Source organism: Pseudarthrobacter naphthalenicus (assembly GCF_029076445.1).
In the GTDB taxonomy this organism is placed as follows: Bacteria; Actinomycetota; Actinomycetes; order Actinomycetales; family Micrococcaceae; genus Arthrobacter; species Arthrobacter naphthalenicus.
Genome location: NZ_JARESG010000004.1, coordinates 40,358 through 57,260, shown reverse-complemented (window position 1 = coordinate 57,260; position 16,903 = coordinate 40,358). Strand labels below are relative to the sequence as shown.

The window sequence follows — 16,903 nt, the reverse complement described above, 5'->3', positions numbered from 1 at the left end:
ACAATCCCCGCGTACTCAGCTGTCGCCATACCCGCTTCCGATGCCGTGAGCCGTTGCCGCCGCTCCATCGCCCCGCGGATAACCGGGTAGAGCTGCACAACGTTGCCGGTGGGCTGCGTCGCCTCCTGCCGCTGACAGGTGCACGCATCCCATTCGGGGCCAGCCGGCCCTGCGGAGTCCCAGCCTGTTGTGCCGACAACTCCCTTCCCGGGCTGAGGTGCCGGGGCGGGGGCAATGCTGTATTGGGTGATGGTCATGGTGGTGTTTCCCTTCTGTGCTCCGGCCGAGTTGCCGGCTACTTCGACTCTTCCGGTGTTCCAAAGCGGCGGTAAGGGCGAACCCCTGCCAAGTGGAAAAGGTGGCCATTTCCGCGCCTGTGGAGGAATGGAGAGGGCGTCTGCGGGTGCACACCGCAGTCCGCTGCCCTGAGAGCGGGCCAGCGGGCCGGCGGTCAACGCCTCAGGATCCGGAGGGCACCAGGGCCAGGAGAACCGGGACCACGCCCAGGCAGATGAAGGCAGGCAGTGAGCACAGGCCCAACGGAATGACCAGCTTTACGCCCAGGGAGGCGGCTCGTTTCTCGGCAGCACGGAACCTTTCCCGCCGTAACCGGGCAGCTTGGGCGTAGAGAATGGCCGATGACGGAGCGCCGGTCAGCGCAGCGAATCCGAGGGCGTCACGCAGCTCCAGGACCTCAGGCAGCCGGACTTCGGAGCTGCGCCATGCGGTCTCCCAGTCGGCACCGATAGCGAGGGCCGACACCACGGGGCGCAGTGCCTTGCTGTAATCCTTGGACGCGGAGGCCGCCACGAGCTCCAGTGAGCGGCCAATCCCTGACCCGGCGTCCAGCATGGCGGCTACCAGCTCGAGCATCATGGCAGTGTCGCGAAGCCCGTCAACGGAGTCCTCGCCGCTGGCCCGGGAGCGAGCGCTGCCGGCACCCGGGCTTCTCCCTTGCCCGGCAGGCCCGTTGCTCAACCTCAGCAGCCGCTGCCGTACCCGGCCGGGCTGGGAGAAGGCCAGATAGGAGGCGAGGATAAGCACGATGACGAGCGCCGCGACGGTCATCAGAGGGGAGGTCATGGCGCGGCCCCTGCCGCAGCATGCACCAGCCGGGCGGACCAGATTCTTCCCGCTATGGTCAAGGCAACTCCTGCGGCGAGCGCGGCCATTCCCAGCGGCGTACCGAACAACATGGCCAGCGGATCCACCCCCAGCGCCATGCCAAGCCCCAGTCCCATCACGGGAAGCCAGGTCAGAAGACTCACGGTGGCCTTGGGTCCGGCCAGTGCTGTTTCTCTGGCAGCGTCGGCGTCATCCTCCACTTCCAGTTGGGCCGCAAACCGGGCCAGGACCTCAGCCAGCGGACAGCCGCTGGCTTCGGCTATATCGAAGCACGCAGCCAGTTCCAGCCAGATCCGTGGCTCCCTGCCCGCTGCACGCGGAAATGCCGCCGGAGCGGAGCGCCTGATGGCTTGCGATACCGGCAGGCCGCGGAAGGCTGCTGCCCGCACAGCGCCGAGCACGGTCAGGGAGCCTGCGCTCAGGCCCGGCCTTTTCCGGGCGCCCCCTGGCTTCTGCGCAGGCGCTAAGACCTGCCCGGTCCCCTGTATCTGTGGTCTCCGTGCCGGTTCCGGTTGTTCGCCAGCGCCTTCAGGCCGGCGTGGACCCGTGCCGGGGTGGCCCTGGTGGACCAGCCATAATTCGTCCCAAAGCCTTGAGGGCGTGCGTCCGCCCTTGAGCAACGCAGCCAATTGCTGCACCACCAGTGTCAGGGACAGCTGCTCGCGGTCCTTGTCCGCACGGTGTGCCTTGCCCCACAGGATCCATAAGCCGGTTCCAATCCCGGAACGGCGCGAGCCGGCATGCCCTGCGGCACCCCTACCGACCCCGCCCCAACGTTGGGCGGCCGGTCCGGCGGCACGACGAAAGCGGCCCGCAACGCCGCCCGGAGGCCTCAGCAACAGGATGACCGCCAGCATCAAAGTGCCGGCCAGCAGCAGTGTCACGCCGCAGCACCCAGGTCCGGAGACAGGCCCAGCCGCCCGCTTAGCATTTCCCAGCCGGGACCGGTACAGGTCTCGCCGTCTCTGTTCTCCAGAGCCGGCACCACAACGAGTCCGGCCGGACCGTCCTGCAGTACGCCCACGCAGGCTACCCGCCGGCCGTGGCGGGCCCGCGCAACATGGATGACAACATCGAGAGCACTGGCCGCCTGCAGCCGGACGGCGTCCGGGCCCAGGCCTGCGAGCGCACCGAGCGCCGTCAATCGTGCGGGGACCGCCGTGGCGGTGTTGGCGTGGATGGTGCCTCCTCCACCGGTGTGGCCGGTGTTCATTGCCGTCAGGAGTTCCCGGACCTCAGCACCCCGGCACTCCCCCACCACCAGCCGGTCCGGGCGCATCCGAAGTGCCTGCCGGACGAGCTCGCCCAGATCCACCTCGCCGCCGCCTTCCAGGTTTCCGTGCCGGGACTCAAGCGAAACAATGTGCGGATGAACGGGGTTCAGTTCAGAGGCGTCCTCGATCAGCACCAGCCGTTCCGCGGGTGAGCACAGCCCGAGCAGGGTGGAGAGCATGGTGGTCTTCCCTGAGCCTGTGGCTCCGCTGATGAGGAAACTCAGCCGATGCTCAACAATGCGTTCCAGTACCTCCTGCACCACGCCGCAGAACATGCCGCCGACGCGGAGTTCATCCATGGTGAAGACCTGTTCCCGCCGGATCCTGATGCTCAGCAGCGTGCCTGCTGTCGAAATGGGCGGCAGGATCGCATGGATGCGGTAGCCGCCGTCCAACCGGACATCAACGCAGGGCGAGCCGTCGTCCAGCCGCCTGCCGCCGGCTGCCACGAGACGGGAGGCCAGGGCCCGCACCTGGGCCTCACCGTCAAACGAGACCCCTGCGGGTTCAATGCCGCTCCCGCGGTCAATCCAGACCGAGTCCGGCGCGTTCACAAAAATGTCGGTGACCCGAACGTCCCGGGTCAGCTCCTGGAGGGGGCCGAGGCCGTTCAGTTCCGCGCTGATCCTTTCAACGGCTGCCAGCGAGCCGGCGGTCCCCAGCAGCCTGCCGGTGGCCTGTACTGCCGCCGCGACACGGGAGGCCGTGACCGGGCCGGAGTCTGCCATGACTGACTCGCGGACCGTCTCCAGCAGGGCTGAATCAAGCCCCCGCCGGTCCAGCACCCGCGCCTGGCGGCGGCGGGTTCCGTTCAGCTTGTCCGGCAGCGGCGAAACGAACTGCGGAGCGGGTGCCGGCGTTACAGGTTGCCTCCCGCCGAACGGTCCTGCAGTCATGGCAAGTCTCCGACCGCAATTTCGCCGGCGACCAGATCAAGAACCGATGCGGCGAAGTGCCTGACGCTCCGTCGGTTGCCAAACTCAAGCAGCCGCCCGTTCTCGCCGGCCGCGGTGACGCCGCGCAGTTCGGGAACCCGGCCTTGGACCGGCAACCCCACGGCGTCGGCAATCAGGCCGCCGTCCAGAGCGGCTCCGGTCTTGCCCCGGACCAGCAGGGCCGCCTCAACCGGCGGAAGCTCATGAAGGAGCCTGGCGGTGGCCACCGCGGCCCTGAGTTGCGCCGGCACCACTACGAGGAGCCGGTCGCAGTCCCAGGCGAAGAGTTGCACCGGCTCGGCACCGCGGCCAATGTCCACCACCACGAGTTCATAACCGCGCCGGGCTGCATCCAGGACTCCGCCCGCGGTGGCGGCGTCCACCGGCGCAGTCCTGTCCCTGCTGCCGGGCCACGACAGGAAAGAAAATCCTCCGACGACCGGAAGGGAATCAGCCAACTGTTCCGGGTCGATGCTGCCGCTGGCGCCTGCAAGGTCCGGCCAGCGCAGGCCGGGCGTCTCCTCGGCGGCCAGCGCCAGTTCCAAACCGCCTCCCCAGGGGTCCCCGTCAACGAGCAATACACGCACTCCCAGGCCGGCTGCCGCCTGGGCGATCCAAATGGCGGAGGTGGTGGCACCGGCCCCGCCGCAGCCCCCGGTAATTCCCAGAACCAGGCCGCCGGTCTCCGGCGAGCGCGATCGGCTCAGGTACTCGGCCAGCCACGCACCGGCGTCCGGAAGCACTGCCACCCGTTCGGCCCCGAGGGCCGCGGCGAGATGCCAAAGACTGTCCCCCTCACCGTTCAGACCGACGAGCACGGCGGGTGCCCGGCGCCGCGGCGGCAACTCCCGGACATCGCTTCCCACCAGCACGGCGGCGGCGGAATCCCAGTACAGGGCCGCAGCTGTGACGTCAGCCACCACCCGCAGCTGGCTCCCGGCCGCGGCCACAATCTGTTCAACCTCACCCTGCAGGACGTCGTAGCCTGTGACCAACAGCACCTCGGCGGCTGCGGAATCGGGCAGCCACGCGCTCCCTCCCGCGCCGGCACCCGGCGCACCCGGCGCACCCGCGCCAACCGTGCCGGGCCGGGTTCCGCGCGGAGGCGACGGCCTGGCCCGGGACACGCGCGTCTCTGGCTGCTCGGAAGGGGACGGCGATAGCTGGTGCCTGCTCATGGAGCAACTCTCCATTACCGCCCGTCACGGAAACAGTGCCGGGCCGCGCTATGTGGACAACTCCCGAGCGGGAAACGGCCGGCTACTGCTTTCCGTACTTCCGGTGCACGGCCTGCTTGCTGACTCCCAGGCAGAGGGCGATTGCCTCCCACGAGAGCCCGGCCTGCCGTGCTTTGCGGACCAGGGAGGCTTCCGTGCGGCCTACTTCCTTCTGCAGTTCCGCGACGGCGTACAGCGCTTCAGCGGGACCTTTCCCGTCCATCGATGCCACCAGCGTTTTCATCCGATCCACCTCCATGCGTCAACATTAGTTGACAACCCGCGGAACGTCAACACATGTTGACGAACGTTGCACGCCAACACCGCTGGACAAGGCAGAATTGACCCCATGTATCTGCTGCTCGCCGCCCACTCCCACGGCGCCGCCCTCCAGCAGGTCACACAGGCGGGCGATCCGCACCCGGACCGCCCTGAACCGCGGCTGATCAGCGCAAGCGAGCTGCCCGGCGTCGTACGCCACCTTGAAACCCGGCCACGGGAGGCGGCACCCCGCTGGATCTGGCACCGCACCCAGGACTGGTATCCGGCGCTGCTCGCGGCCGGCGTGGAAGTGGAACGCTGCTACGACCTGAGCCTCTGCGGCACCATCCTGGCGTATTCGGAGTTCACCGCCCACACCGAATACGCGCAGCAGGCGGAGAAAGCCCCGCTGGATGATCCCCAGGAACCGCCGCGCGCCCTTCAGCCGCCGCCTCCGCCGGCCGATCAGGGTGCCTTGTTTGAGGACGTCCGGCACCGGTCCCCCCGCCATACCCTGTCGGAACTGCGTGCGGAGTATGCCGCGCAGCAGGCCGCCCTGGCCGACGCAGATCCGCTGGAGAACAAGCGGAAACGGCTGCAGTTGCTGCTCGCCGCCGAATCCGCCGGTGCCATGATCGCCGCGGAGATGCAGCATGCCGGCGTTCCGTGGCGCGAGGACCTGCATGAGCAGATCCTGGCCGACTATCTGGGGCCGCGGCCCCAGCCGGGCCACCGGCCGGCGAAACTTGAAGCCCTGAACAACGAACTGCGGAACCTCCTCAATTCCCCCGCGCTGAACCCGGATTCCCCGCAGGACCTGATGCGTGCCCTGCACCGCAACGGCATCGAGGTCAAGAGCACGCGGCAGTGGGAACTGATGGAGTCCAGCCATCCCGCCATCGAGCCGCTCCTGGCCTATAAAAAGCTGTCCCGCCTGCACAGCGCCAACGGCTGGGCCTGGCTGGACGCGTGGGTGAGTGACGGCCGTTTCCGGCCCGAGTATGTGGTGGGTGGCGTGGTCTCCGGGCGGTGGGCTTCCCGCGGCGGCGGTGCCCTGCAGATTCCGCGCCAAATCCGCGGCGCCGTCCATGCCGGGCCCGGCCATAAACTCATCGTCGCCGACGCATCGCAGCTGGAACCCCGGGTCCTGGTGGCCCTCGCGCAGGACTCGAAGATGGCTGCGGCCGCGCGCGACAAGGATCTGTATGCGGGCATCGCCGCCCAGGGCTTCGGTGGCGATCGCGCCAAGGCCAAGACAGCCCTCCTGGGGGCTATCTACGGTGCCACGACCGGAGAATCTGGACGGCTCATGCCCCAACTTGCGCGGACCTACCCGCATGCCGTCGGCTTCGTGGAGCAGGCTGCCCGCGAGGGTGAAGCCGGCGGCACCGTGACCACACGGCTGGGCCGCAGCAGCCCGCCGCCGTCGCAATCCTGGTTCCGGAGCCAGCAGTCCGCCACCGCGGAGGAGCAGCGCCGCGCGGAATCGATCGCCCGCTCCCGCGGCCGGTTCACGCGGAACTTCGTGGTGCAGGGCTCGGCCGCTGATTGGGCGGCCTGCTGGCTGGCGGAATTACGACGGCGGCTGCGGGCGTTGCGTGCCGACGGTTCCGTTCAGGCGGAACTCGTCTTCTTCCTGCATGACGAGGTGATGGTACATGCGCCGGAGGCGGGTGTTGCCGCCTGCATCCGCGCGATCGAGGATGCCGCGGCCGCCGCCAAGGAGCTGCTGTTCGGACCAATCCCGGTGGAATTCCCGGTCAGCGTGGCCGTGGTGGACTCGTACGACAACGCCAAGTAGCCCAAAGTAACCTACCCGGCAGTAGCTGGTTCTACACAGTGACCAAGGTTACAGTCGGGGAAGCCCCGCTTATGCAGAGGGTGGGGGCTCGACGTGCAAAGACGCATAAGGGGAGGTCCGGAGCATGCCCGGAAAATTTGAAATACACCGCGTTGGCGACGAAGCATACCGCTTCAAACTGACAGATAAGAACGGCAAAATCGTTGCCGTATCGCCGGATTTCAAGCACCTCGGTGCACTGAAGGACGGCATCAATGCCCTACGCGAAAACGCCGCAACAGGCGTGGTGGTGGATCTGCGCCATAAACCACATCCCAGCTAGTGGGGCGAAACAGCACCCGGCGAGGGCCCGGCCACCAGGCCGGGCCCTCGCCGTTTAAGCTGGCAGGCTCAGCACTAAGCCGGCAGGCTCAGAACGCCACCTCGTGTACGCGGCTTCGGTCCCATGGAACCGCCCAGCCCAACTGTTCGAAGAGGCCGTCGAGGATGATCCCCGTGAAGCCCCACACCAGCACACCGCAGACGGCGAAGGCCGGGCTGCTGAAGGTTTTGCTGCCACGGCTGACTGTTGCCGTAACCCGGTTGTCCGGGTCCAGAAGGTCACGGACGGGGACCCGGAAAACCTGTGCTGATTCGCCGTAGTCCACAACGCCCACGGGCGACGGCGAAGCCCACCATCCGAGCACGGGCGTCACCAGGAAGTTGCTGCGGGCCAGTCCGAGTTCCTGCAGCGTCCCGAGGACTTCGACGCCGGACGAGTCAAGCCCCGTTTCCTCTTCCGCCTCCCGAAGGGCCGCGGCCACCGGGGTTTCGCCGTCGTCGATGCCGCCGCCGGGGAAGGCGACCTGGCCCGGGTGCGAGCCCAGGGTGTGTGCCCGTTCAAGCAGGAGCACGTCCAGGTCGGCGGCGGCCAGCGGTTTGTTCGAGGACGCCGGGACATCGTCCAGCACGCCGAACAGCATCAGAACGGCTGCCTTCCGGGCAATCGCTTCGTCCACGGTCAGCGCGGCCCAGGCAGTATTCGGCGCGGTAACGTTCCCGTCGTCCGATCGCTGCACCAGGTCGATCAGGTCCTGGCGGGCGCTCATGTGAGCCGCCTCTGGGATTCCATGCGGATTTCCGCAGCCCGATGGGTTTCGGCCAGCAACTGTGCCAGCAGGGCTTCATTGCCGGGCGCAAGTTCGTATTTCAGCAGCTTGGCCGCCTTCCCGGGATCGGTTTCACCCAGCCCGTAGCTGGGGCACCAGTTGGCCACCGGGCAGGCCCCGCATGCCGGCTTGCGTGAGTGGCATACCCGCCGACCGTGGAACACCACCCGGTGCGAGAGCATGGTCCAGTCCTTCGGTTCGAACAGTTCGGCGACGTCGTGCTCGACCTGTACGGGATCTTCGGATTCGGTCCACCCGAACCGCCGCGCCAGCCGGCCGAAGTGCGTGTCAACGGTGATGCCGGGGATGCCGAACGCGTTACCCAGCACCACATTCGCTGTCTTCCTGCCAACCCCGGGAAGGGTCACCAGGTCCTCCAGCCGGCCGGGCACCTCGCCGTTGTACTCATCAACCAGGCGATGGCTGAGCGCGAGCACGTTCTTCGTTTTGGCCCGGAAGAACCCGGTGGGCTGCAGGATCGCTTCCAGCTCGGCGGGCTCGGCTTCGGACATGGCCCGCGCATCCGGGTACCGCGCAAACAGGATTTTGGTGACCTGGTTGACCAGCACATCGGTGGTCTGCGCGGACAGGACCGTGGCCACCACCAGTTCAAAGGGGTTCCGGAAATCGAGCTCGGCGTGGGCGTAGGGGTATTTCTCCGCCAGGGCTTTATTGATCCGCCGCGCCCGGCGCTTTAATGCCAGCAATGACTCTGCCGGGCGGGGTGCGGCAACTCTGGCCGGTGCGGCGCCGGCTGAACGGGAGATGGCCACGTGACCTGGCTAGCCGCGCTCGATGTTGCTGAGGTCGCGCAGGACGCCCAGACGACCGTCGGTGTGCTGGACCAGGAATTCGTGGCCACGGTCCTCCAGGGCGAGCACCCAGCCGCCGGGTTCGATCACGAATGCAGGGGCACCCGTCCGGGGATCGACGGCGGTGCGGTGTTGCGCCACGGCAAACCAGAAAGCCTCGTGGACCGGCGCATCCGATTCTTCCGGCCGGCTGGCAGGGTCCACAGTCGCCCCGATCGGCTCTGCGCTGCGCACCTGCTGATGCACGGCCGTGGCGGCAGGTTCCGCTGCAGACTGCCGGGCAGGGGCCTGCGCGGCGCCGTCGTGCACTGGTTCGGGCGCGGCCGCGGGCGCCCCGGTGGGAGCGGCCTGATCAGCCGTCGCGGCGGCCGGGACGTCACCCATCCTGGTTTCCTCCGCGGCGGACGCGGCGCGGGCGTTTGGCTGCGGGGCTGAAGGAACGACGTCGGCGGCTTGCGTTGCCGGAGTCGGGTCACCGGCCGGGGTCCACTCCCGGACTTCCGGGGCCGAGGACACTGCCGTGGCCCCCGGGGTGGCGGTGCCGTCAGCAGTACCGGCCGCAGGCGCCGAGGCATCCGGGGCTGAAGCGGCCTGTGCGGACGGGCCGGAATGTTTGGACGGCCACAGGCCGGCAGGGAGCCCGAAACCCCGTTTGGACCCGGCCCCGGATGCGGCAGCGGGCTTGGGCTCCTTCGGGGTATGCGGCTTGGGGAGCGGGACCGCTGACTCGCGGGCCACCAGGTGGGCAGTGGTTTCCTCACGTCCCAGGAAGTCCCCGGCGAAGAACGGGATGAAGCGGCCCAGCACAGTCGCTCCGAAGAGGATCACGGAACCCACCAGGCCCACGAGAAGGCTCGGGACGTAGGCAGCGGCAGCGGAAACAAAGAAGAATGCCAGTGCGAAGGACGCCACCACGGAGGCGAACTGGTCAACGGAGAGCGATCCGATGCGGACCTTCGTTGCGGGGGCAAGCCGGCGGGCGGCAAAAAGTGCGGTGACGATCAGTGGCAGCACAATGCCGAGGCCGAGGAAGAACAGGCTGCCGGCGTTCCAGAGATTGAACCGGCCAAAGAAGATCGGAAGCAGCGAGGCGATCAGCAGGACCAGTGTGGCCGCGAAAACCGCGAGGTCCCGGATGGTGAAGGGACCCAGCACAGCCTGGTTGGTGGTGCCGGGTTTGGCGGAAGCAGGCCGCTGTGAACCGCTGGCGGCGCCGTCCCTTTCGGTTGCGCCAGGCCCTGCCTCCGTTGCACGGCCCGGTTTCTGGCCGACGATTTGCTGGTTCATTCTGTTCTCCTAAGCGTGGCGGCACGGGACGGTTCCGTCCCAAAAACTGTGCCGTCCGGAACGGCGGCAGCCAGCGGTCCCGGGCAATGTTGCACCGGATCCGGCAGCTCCGTAGAAAGTCACAATCCAATCTCAGCCTAGTCATCCGCATGGCCGATCACTAGCTGATCCGCCCCCGTGGAAGGGCGCCGGGCGCGCTTCCGTAACCATTCACCGCTAAATAAATGCCGTTCGCGGGCTGCACTGTGACAGGTGACACATCGGAACGGGCTGGGCATTAGGCTTGGTTCCGGAACAGCTGTTTGCGGAACATTCGTGACCTGCCGTGCCCCGTAATGCGCACTGCGGCGGAGTATGGCCGGGTGACGGCATGCCGCAGAAAAGACCGATGAATGATGAGGTTCACCATGTCCCAGGACACTCCCGGCTCCACCGCCACCGCCACTGCGGCCACCGCACAGAGCGACCAGCAGGGCGACGCAATTTCAAACCTGCTGCACGAGAACCGCACCTTTGCCCCCAGCCCCGAATTTGTTGCCGACGCCGTTGTCACCGCAGCAGATTATGCGGAGGCCGACGCCGACCGTCCCGCGTTCTGGGCACGGCAGGCCCGGGAGCTGCTGACCTGGTCCAAGGACTTCACCGAGACCTTGGATTGGTCGAATCCGCCGTTCGCGAAGTGGTTCGTGGGCGGTGAGGTCAACGCGGCCTACAACGCCCTGGACCGGCACGTCGAGAACGGCCTGGGCGACCGGGTGGCCATCTATTTCGAGGGCGAGCCCGGCGACACCCGCACCTACACCTACGCCCAGCTCACCGATGAGGTGAAGCAAGCCGCCAACGCGTTTGAGTCCCTCGGTGTGGAAAAGGGCGACCGCGTGGCCGTCTACCTGCCCATGATTCCCGAAGCCGTGATCACGCTGCTGGCCTGCGCCCGCATCGGGGCCGTGCACTCCGTCGTGTTCGGCGGCTTCTCCGCCGAAGCCCTCCGCTCCCGCATCGACGACGCCGAAGCCAAGCTCGTGGTCACCGCCGACGGCACCTACCGGCGCGGCAAGCCCAGCGCGCTGAAGACCGCCGTGGACGAGGCCCTCGCGCACGAGGGCGAGCACACCGTCCAGAACGTCGTGGTGGTCAAGCGCAACGGCCAGAACGTGGACTGGCACGAAGGCCGGGACCACTGGTGGGATGACACCGTCGGGCAGGCATCCGCCCAGCACACCGCCGTCGGGCACGACTCAGAGCACCCGCTGTTCATCCTCTACACCTCCGGCACCACGGGCAAGCCCAAGGGCATCCTGCACACCACCGGCGGCTACCTCACCCAGGGCGCCTACACCCATAAGGCAGTCTTCGACCTGCACCCCGAGACGGACGTGTACTGGTGCACGGCCGACGTCGGCTGGGTCACCGGCCACTCCTACGTCGCCTACGCCCCGCTCATCAACGGCGCCACCCAGGTCATGTACGAGGGCACCCCGGACTCCCCGCACCAGGGCCGCTGGTGGGAGATCATCGAAAAGTACAAGGTCTCCATCCTCTACACCGCCCCCACCGCCATCCGGACATTCATGAAGTGGGGCCGGGAGATCCCGGACAAGTATGACCTCTCCTCCCTGCGGGTCCTGGGCTCGGTGGGCGAATCCATCAACCCCGAAGCCTGGATGTGGTACCGGGACGTTATCGGCGCCAACAAGACCCCCATCGTGGACACCTGGTGGCAGACCGAAACCGGCGCGCAGATGATCGCCCCGCTCCCCGGCGTGACCGCCACCAAGCCCGGCTCCGCACAGACCCCGCTGCCCGGCATCGCCGTGGATGTGGTGGACGAGATGGGCGAGTCCGTGCCCAACGGCCACGGCGGCTTCCTGGTGATCCGCGAACCCTGGCCCGCGATGCTCCGCGGCATCTGGGGCGACCCTGAACGGTTCAAGGACACCTACTGGTCCCGGTTCGAGGACATGTACTTCGCCGGCGACGGCGCCAAGAAAGACGAGGACGGTGACATCTGGCTCCTGGGGCGCGTGGATGACGTCATGAACGTCTCCGGGCACCGCCTCTCCACCACCGAGATCGAATCCGCCCTGGTTTCCCACCCGGCCGTGGCCGAAGCCGCCGTCGTGGGCGCCGCGGACGAGACCACCGGCCAGGCCGTCGTCGCGTTCGTCATCCTCCGCGGCGACGCCGTGGACTCCGGCGACGCCATCGTCCAGGAACTCCGGAACCACGTCGGCAAGGAAATCGGTCCCATCGCCAAACCGAAGACCATCCTCGTGGTCCCGGAACTGCCCAAGACCCGTTCCGGGAAGATCATGCGCCGCCTCCTCAAGGACGTCGCCGAAGGACGGGACCCGGGCGACGCCACCACCCTGGCCGACAACACCGTGATGCAACAGATCGCGGCGTCGCTGCGCAAGTAGGTCCAGGGTTGCGGGTGGGAGTTATCCTCCGCGCGCTGCCGGAGGGCAAGGCCCGGGCCCGTAGGATTCTGCACCATCATTCACGTGCCGCTGCCGCCGGACGCCGGAAAGCAAGGGGGCACGCGCCCGGCGGGCCGAATGATGGTGCAGGATCCGACCGGTAAATTGGACCCATGACTGAACACGCCACCGAAAGCGTCCGGACCGGTACCGGCACCACGGCCGGCCGGGGCACCATTCTGGTGATCAACGGCCCCAACCTCAATCTGCTCGGAACCCGCGAGCCGGAAAAGTACGGCACCTCCACGCTCGCCGACGTCGAACGGCTCGCCGCCGACGCCGCGAAAGCGCATGGGTTCGACGTCGAATGCGTCCAGTCCAACCACGAGGGGGTCCTGCTCGACGCTATCCACGCGGCCCGCACCAACGCCGTCGGGATTGTCCTGAACGCGGGCGCGTACACGCACACGTCCGTTGCGCTGCGCGACGCCCTGGCGGCGGTGCAGCTGCCCGCCGTCGAAGTGCACATCACCAACGTGCACCAGCGGGAGGAGTTCCGTCACCACTCGTTCCTGTCACCGGTGTGCGCAGCCGTGATCGTGGGAGCCGGCGTGTTCGGCTACAAGCTCGCCATCGACTACCTGGCCGACGTCCTCTGATTCAGGCCCGCCTCCGGTCCGGGGGCGCTACTTCTGGATGCACTGCCCCGATGACACGGGGGCGCTGAACCCGGCAGCCTGGGACGCCACCGGGTAGAGGTCCTCCATGGTGATCGCGAAGCCCAGTTCTGCGTCCGAGGTTGCCTTCGCGAAGATGACGCCGGCCACCTGGCCCTCAGTGGTCAGCAGCGGGCCGCCGGAGTTTCCCGGCTGGACGTCCCCGGCCAGCCGGTAGATGTCCTCAGGGGCCGGGTTCTGGCCGTAAATGTCAGGCACCAGGACCGAGGCGATGTCCTGGACGGTGGCGGGGTTGGACTTGAAGGGGCCGCCGTGAGGATAGCCGGCGAAGGCCGCCTGGCTGCCGTTGGGAAGGTCCGAGGCCAGGGCCAGCGGCTCGGACGGCAGGCCGTCAACGGCCAGGACGGCGAGGTCATGCCGGGTGTCGAAGTAGACCACACGTCCCGGCATCGCTCCGCCGTCGGGGATCTCCACCACCGGCTGCGACACGCCCGCCACCACATGGGCGTTGGTCACAACCCGTCCCGGGGAAACCACAAAGCCGGTGCCGGTCTGGTTCTGGCCGCACTGGTAAGCCGTTCCGGCGATTTTCAGGACCGAGTCGGCGGCCCGGTTCAGGGCCCGTGTATTAGTGCTGGCGTTAGGCACGGACACTTTTGGCCCCTGCCCCAGGCCTTCGATCAGCGTGGGGATGCCGTTGCCGATCACCGTTGAACGCAACTGCGCGAGGGTCGCCTTCACCGGGACCGGCGTCAGGCCGTCGATGTAGCGGATCACCTTGGACTCCGCCAGCTGCTGGGACACAAAGGGAACGCCCAGGGAGCTGACGCTGAAGGCCAGCATGGACATCACCAGCGCTGACACCACCACATTGACGATGCCGCCAATAAGCCGGTCCGCCGCCCGTAGCGGTTGAACCCGCACGGCACCGCGGATTTTCCGCCCGGCCATGGTCCCCACGCCATGCCCCATGGCCATCAGGACCACGGCAGCAGCCACAATCGCGGTCAGCCTCCAGCCGGAGTCTTTCACGATCTCGCTGACCAGCGGTACGGCAAAAAAGGCAGCCACGGCGCCCGCGGCGAAGCCCGCAATTCCCCCGAGCGTGACCAGGAAGCCATTACGCAGGCCATAGATCAGGTAAGACAGCAGGGCCAGGATCAGCGCCAGGTCCAGAACGGTCAAGCCAAACACTGACGCTCCTCTAATACGGTTGAGACCCAATTCTAGTGCCGTACGCTGACGCTCTTCTGTGGGAGTGCCCGCGGCCGGCCCTTCCCGCCGCGGCAGGACGCAGAATGCTGCCCGCAGCCGCCGGCATTGGTGCGGCCGGGCCTGCACGAACCCTCCGAACGGCGTTTCCGCTGCCAAGTACGTCACAGAACGCCGAAAATTCTGAAACAATGGCACAAGCGCCACAGCCGACACTTTTTATTTGGGAGATTTCATGGACATCGAGGTACTGCGCCGAGCACCACTATTTGCCACGCTTGACGACGAAGCATTCCGGCTGCTGACCGATGAGCTGACCGAGGTGGACCTTTCCCGCGGCGCCTCGGTCTTCCGCGAAGGCGACCAGGGTGATCAGCTCTACTTCATCGTCTCCGGCAAGGTGAAGCTGGGCCGCACGTCCCCCGATGGGCGCGAATCCCTGCTCGCCATCCTGGGCCCGGGCGAACTGTTCGGCGAAATGGCGCTCTTCGATCCCAGCCCCCGGACCGCCACGGCCACCGCGGTGTCCGAGACCCGGCTGGCCGGCCTGAAGAACGAAAGCCTCAACGGCCTGCTGCGGACCCGCCCCGAGGTGTCCGCGCAGCTGCTGCAGGCTCTGGCGCGCCGCCTGCGCCGCACCAACGATTCCTTGTCCGATCTGGTCTTCTCCGATGTCCCGGGCCGTGTGGCCAAGGCCCTCCTGGACCTGGCGGACCGCTTCGGCCGCCCGGCGACCGACGGCGTCCTGGTGGCCCACGAGCTCACACAGGAAGAACTGGCCCAGCTGGTCGGCGCCTCCCGCGAGACGGTCAACAAGGCCCTGGCCGAGTTCGTCCAGCGCGGCTGGCTCCGCCTCGAGGCCCGCGCCGTGGTCATCCTGGACATGCAGCGCCTCCGCCAGCGCTCCCGCTAGTCCCAGTTGCGTCCGGCCCCGAGCCGCCAACGCTCTCTCACTTAATGCGCGAAAACGACCGACGCTCTCTCACTTTCTTCAAGAAAGTGAGAGAGCGTCGGGGGAAACCCACATTAAGTGAGAGAGCGTCCGGGGTAGGGGTGGGGTGGGGGCGGCGAAGGGCCGCTGGCCGGCGGACTCAACCCAGCGGGGGTGGGTCAGCGTTCGCGCTGCGGGACCCCGGCTACTGTCTTGGCCGCTTCAACCTCGAGCATCAGTTTGCCGTCCTCTTCAACGAGCTTCGGCTGATAAACGTGCGGCTTGCGTTTGTAGCTGAGGTAGGCGATGCAGCCGTTCGCGGCGGCCATCTTTTCGAGCATGATCTCCGAGCCGGGCACCAGGAGCTGGCTAAGGGTGAGGCCTACGGTGTTCTCCTGGCCCACCTCGTCCCCCAGGGCGGTGGTGTCGCGTTCGGCGATGGCCTTGGTGGCGCACACCCAGCGCCCCCAGATGCCCTTGCCCTCCAGCAGGCTCGGCTGCTGATTCACCGGCACCGTAGCCGCGAAGTACCGGGTGTCGAAGCGGCGGTGGGCGAAGTCCGGGCTGCGCCAGTTAACCAGCGGCTTCAGCAGGTCCGTCCGGACCGAGAGTCCCCGCTTGGCGAGCAGCTCGGTGAAAGTCTTCTCCTGATCGGCGACGGCCACCCGGATCTTCATCCATTCGTGGCTCGACGTTCCTTCGACCGTGTTGGACATGTCCGGCCCGGCCAGGAGCACGCCGGTTTCCTCAAAGAGCTCGCGGATGGCGCCCACCACGTGGCGGCGCGCCAGCCCGACGTCGGCCGTTCCCATCTGCTCAGCCCAATGCTGCGGTGACGGGCCCAGCCACCCGACGGCGTCGTCGTCGGACGCTTCCAAAGAACCGCCGGGGAAGGCGAGAACGCCCAGCGGCGAGGAGCCTGGCCGGTATCCCAGCCACGTCTCCAGGCCGGTGGGCGAATCGCGCAGAAGCACCACGGAGGATGCCAGGCGGGCGGCACGCGGAGTCCGCTCACCGTGTTCGAACCAGCTTCGGGCCGCCCCTTCCAGTTCCGGAGGGAGGGCGAACAAGCGTCTGGCAAGTTGAGGCAATTGAGTGAACCGGTTCCTTAGCTGAATTCAGCGATCAGTTCGACTTCTACCGGAGAGTCGAGCGGGAGAACTGAAACGCCGACGGCGGAACGGGCGTGCTGCCCGGCCTCACCAAACACCTGGCCCAGCAGCTCCGAGGCGCCGTTGATAACGCCCGGCTGGCCGGTGAAGGACGGGTCCGAGGAAACGAAGCCCACCACCTTGACGATGCGCGTGATGCGGTCAAGATCACCTATGACGCCCTTCACGGCGGCCAGGGCGTTGACGGCGCAGACGGCGGCATAGGCCTTGGCGGCTTCCGGGGACACGGTGGGCTCGTCAGAAGTGCCCTCCGTGCCGGTGGAAACCTTGCCGGTTGCTTCGAGTTTGCCGTTAATAAACGGCAGCTGACCGGAGGTGTAAACGTGGCTGCCGGTGATGACCGCCGGAACGTAGGCGGCCACGGGTGCGGCCACCTCCGGAAGGCTCAGGCCAAGCTCGGCAAGACGCTGCTCGACGGCGGAAATGGGCGCTTCTGCCGCGCCGGACGTGGTCTCTGCGGAAGTGCTCATTGCTACTGCTTCTCCCTTTTAAGGTACGCAACCAGGCCATTGCCGTCCGGTCCGGTAACTACCTGGACGAGTTCCCAGCCGTCCTCTCCCCACTGGTCCAGGATCTGCTTGGTGGCGTGAATAATGAGCGGAATCGTCGCGTACTCCCATTTGGTCATGAG

17 protein-coding genes are annotated in these 16,903 nt (G+C 67.4%); 5 read left to right on the top strand and 12 right to left on the bottom strand.

All coding sequences use genetic code 11. The features are described from left to right. Positions 1-459: 459 nt before the first annotated feature. From PY310_RS05270 to PY310_RS05250, 5 genes are all read right to left on the bottom strand, one after another. Entirely contained in the window at positions 460-1,083 is a 624-nt protein-coding gene (locus tag PY310_RS05270; protein ID WP_275213204.1) for a type II secretion system F family protein, read from the bottom strand. Beyond that, complete coding sequence (locus PY310_RS05265) at positions 1,080-2,009, bottom strand: type II secretion system F family protein (protein WP_275213203.1); 930 nt, start codon at positions 2,007-2,009, stop codon at positions 1,080-1,082. The genes PY310_RS05270 and PY310_RS05265 overlap by 4 nt, the downstream gene beginning before the upstream one ends. Next, positions 2,006-3,295 carry a TadA family conjugal transfer-associated ATPase gene (locus PY310_RS05260; RefSeq protein ID WP_275213202.1) on the bottom strand — a complete coding sequence of 430 codons (1,290 nt, stop codon included), beginning with the start codon at positions 3,293-3,295 and terminating at the stop codon, positions 2,006-2,008. The genes PY310_RS05265 and PY310_RS05260 overlap by 4 nt, the downstream gene beginning before the upstream one ends. Continuing rightward, positions 3,292-4,512, bottom strand: a complete 1,221-nt coding sequence (gene ssd / locus PY310_RS05255; protein ID WP_275213201.1) for a septum site-determining protein Ssd — start codon at positions 4,510-4,512, stop codon at positions 3,292-3,294. Before ssd ends, PY310_RS05260 begins: the two co-directional genes overlap by 4 nt. An 82-nt stretch (positions 4,513-4,594) precedes the next feature. After that, a complete protein-coding gene (locus PY310_RS05250; RefSeq protein ID WP_190990663.1) occupies positions 4,595-4,810 on the bottom strand; it encodes a death domain-containing protein in 216 nt (71 codons plus the stop codon). 90 nt (positions 4,811-4,900) lie between these two features. Here PY310_RS05250 and PY310_RS05245 point away from each other — a divergent pair, with 90 nt between their 5' ends. Both PY310_RS05245 and PY310_RS05240 read left to right on the top strand, forming a co-directional pair. Beyond that, a complete protein-coding gene (locus tag PY310_RS05245; protein ID WP_275213199.1) occupies positions 4,901-6,613 on the top strand; it encodes a bifunctional 3'-5' exonuclease/DNA polymerase in 1,713 nt (570 codons plus the stop codon). Positions 6,614-6,737: 124 nt separating this feature from the next. Next, positions 6,738-6,935, top strand: coding sequence for a YegP family protein (locus tag PY310_RS05240; protein ID WP_275213198.1), 198 nt, complete (start codon positions 6,738-6,740; stop codon positions 6,933-6,935). An 88-nt stretch (positions 6,936-7,023) separates the two neighbouring features. Here PY310_RS05240 and PY310_RS05235 read toward each other — a convergent pair whose 3' ends face one another. From PY310_RS05235 to PY310_RS05225, 3 genes are read right to left on the bottom strand one after another with little or no spacing between them, the layout of a single operon-like run. Further along, positions 7,024-7,701, bottom strand: a complete 678-nt coding sequence (locus PY310_RS05235) for an NUDIX hydrolase (RefSeq protein ID WP_275213197.1) — start codon at positions 7,699-7,701, stop codon at positions 7,024-7,026. Continuing rightward, the gene (gene nth, locus PY310_RS05230) at positions 7,698-8,534 is read right to left on the bottom strand and encodes an endonuclease III (protein ID WP_419095451.1); all 837 of its coding nucleotides are present in this window, start codon (positions 8,532-8,534) and stop codon (positions 7,698-7,700) included. Before nth ends, PY310_RS05235 begins: the two co-directional genes overlap by 4 nt. Positions 8,535-8,543: 9 nt before the next feature. Continuing rightward, positions 8,544-9,860: a hypothetical protein gene (locus PY310_RS05225; protein WP_275213196.1), complete on the bottom strand. Its 1,317-nt coding sequence runs from the start codon at positions 9,858-9,860 to the stop codon at positions 8,544-8,546. A gap of 407 nt (positions 9,861-10,267) precedes the next feature. Between PY310_RS05225 and acs the strand changes: the two genes are divergently transcribed. After that, positions 10,268-12,280, top strand: a complete 2,013-nt coding sequence (gene acs, locus PY310_RS05220; protein ID WP_275213472.1) for an acetate--CoA ligase — start codon at positions 10,268-10,270, stop codon at positions 12,278-12,280. A 173-nt stretch (positions 12,281-12,453) separates the two neighbouring features. Further along, positions 12,454-12,939 carry a type II 3-dehydroquinate dehydratase gene (gene aroQ, locus PY310_RS05215; RefSeq protein ID WP_275213195.1) on the top strand — a complete coding sequence of 162 codons (486 nt, stop codon included), beginning with the start codon at positions 12,454-12,456 and terminating at the stop codon, positions 12,937-12,939. A gap of 27 nt (positions 12,940-12,966) precedes the next feature. Here the strand turns inward: aroQ and PY310_RS05210 are convergent, their stop codons facing one another. Continuing rightward, positions 12,967-14,151: a MarP family serine protease gene (locus PY310_RS05210; protein WP_275213194.1), complete on the bottom strand. Its 1,185-nt coding sequence runs from the start codon at positions 14,149-14,151 to the stop codon at positions 12,967-12,969. A gap of 253 nt (positions 14,152-14,404) precedes the next feature. Here PY310_RS05210 and PY310_RS05205 point away from each other — a divergent pair, with 253 nt between their 5' ends. Beyond that, on the top strand, positions 14,405-15,082 hold the full coding sequence (locus PY310_RS05205; protein WP_123254700.1) for a Crp/Fnr family transcriptional regulator: 678 nt from the start codon (positions 14,405-14,407) through the stop codon (positions 15,080-15,082). Between the two features lie 197 nt (positions 15,083-15,279). Here the strand turns inward: PY310_RS05205 and PY310_RS05200 are convergent, their stop codons facing one another. The 3 genes from PY310_RS05200 to PY310_RS05190 are packed head-to-tail and all read right to left on the bottom strand — an operon-like array spanning position 15,280 to position 16,900. After that, positions 15,280-16,191 carry an NUDIX hydrolase gene (locus tag PY310_RS05200; protein WP_275213193.1) on the bottom strand — a complete coding sequence of 304 codons (912 nt, stop codon included), beginning with the start codon at positions 16,189-16,191 and terminating at the stop codon, positions 15,280-15,282. Between the two features lie 17 nt (positions 16,192-16,208). Next, on the bottom strand, positions 16,209-16,742 hold the full coding sequence (locus PY310_RS05195) for a RidA family protein (protein ID WP_275213192.1): 534 nt from the start codon (positions 16,740-16,742) through the stop codon (positions 16,209-16,211). Positions 16,743-16,744: 2 nt separating this feature from the next. Further along, positions 16,745-16,900 (bottom strand): Sp36 family protein, encoded by a 156-nt coding sequence (locus PY310_RS05190; RefSeq protein ID WP_011693223.1) that lies wholly within the window; start codon positions 16,898-16,900, stop codon positions 16,745-16,747. Positions 16,901-16,903: the final 3 nt, after the last annotated feature.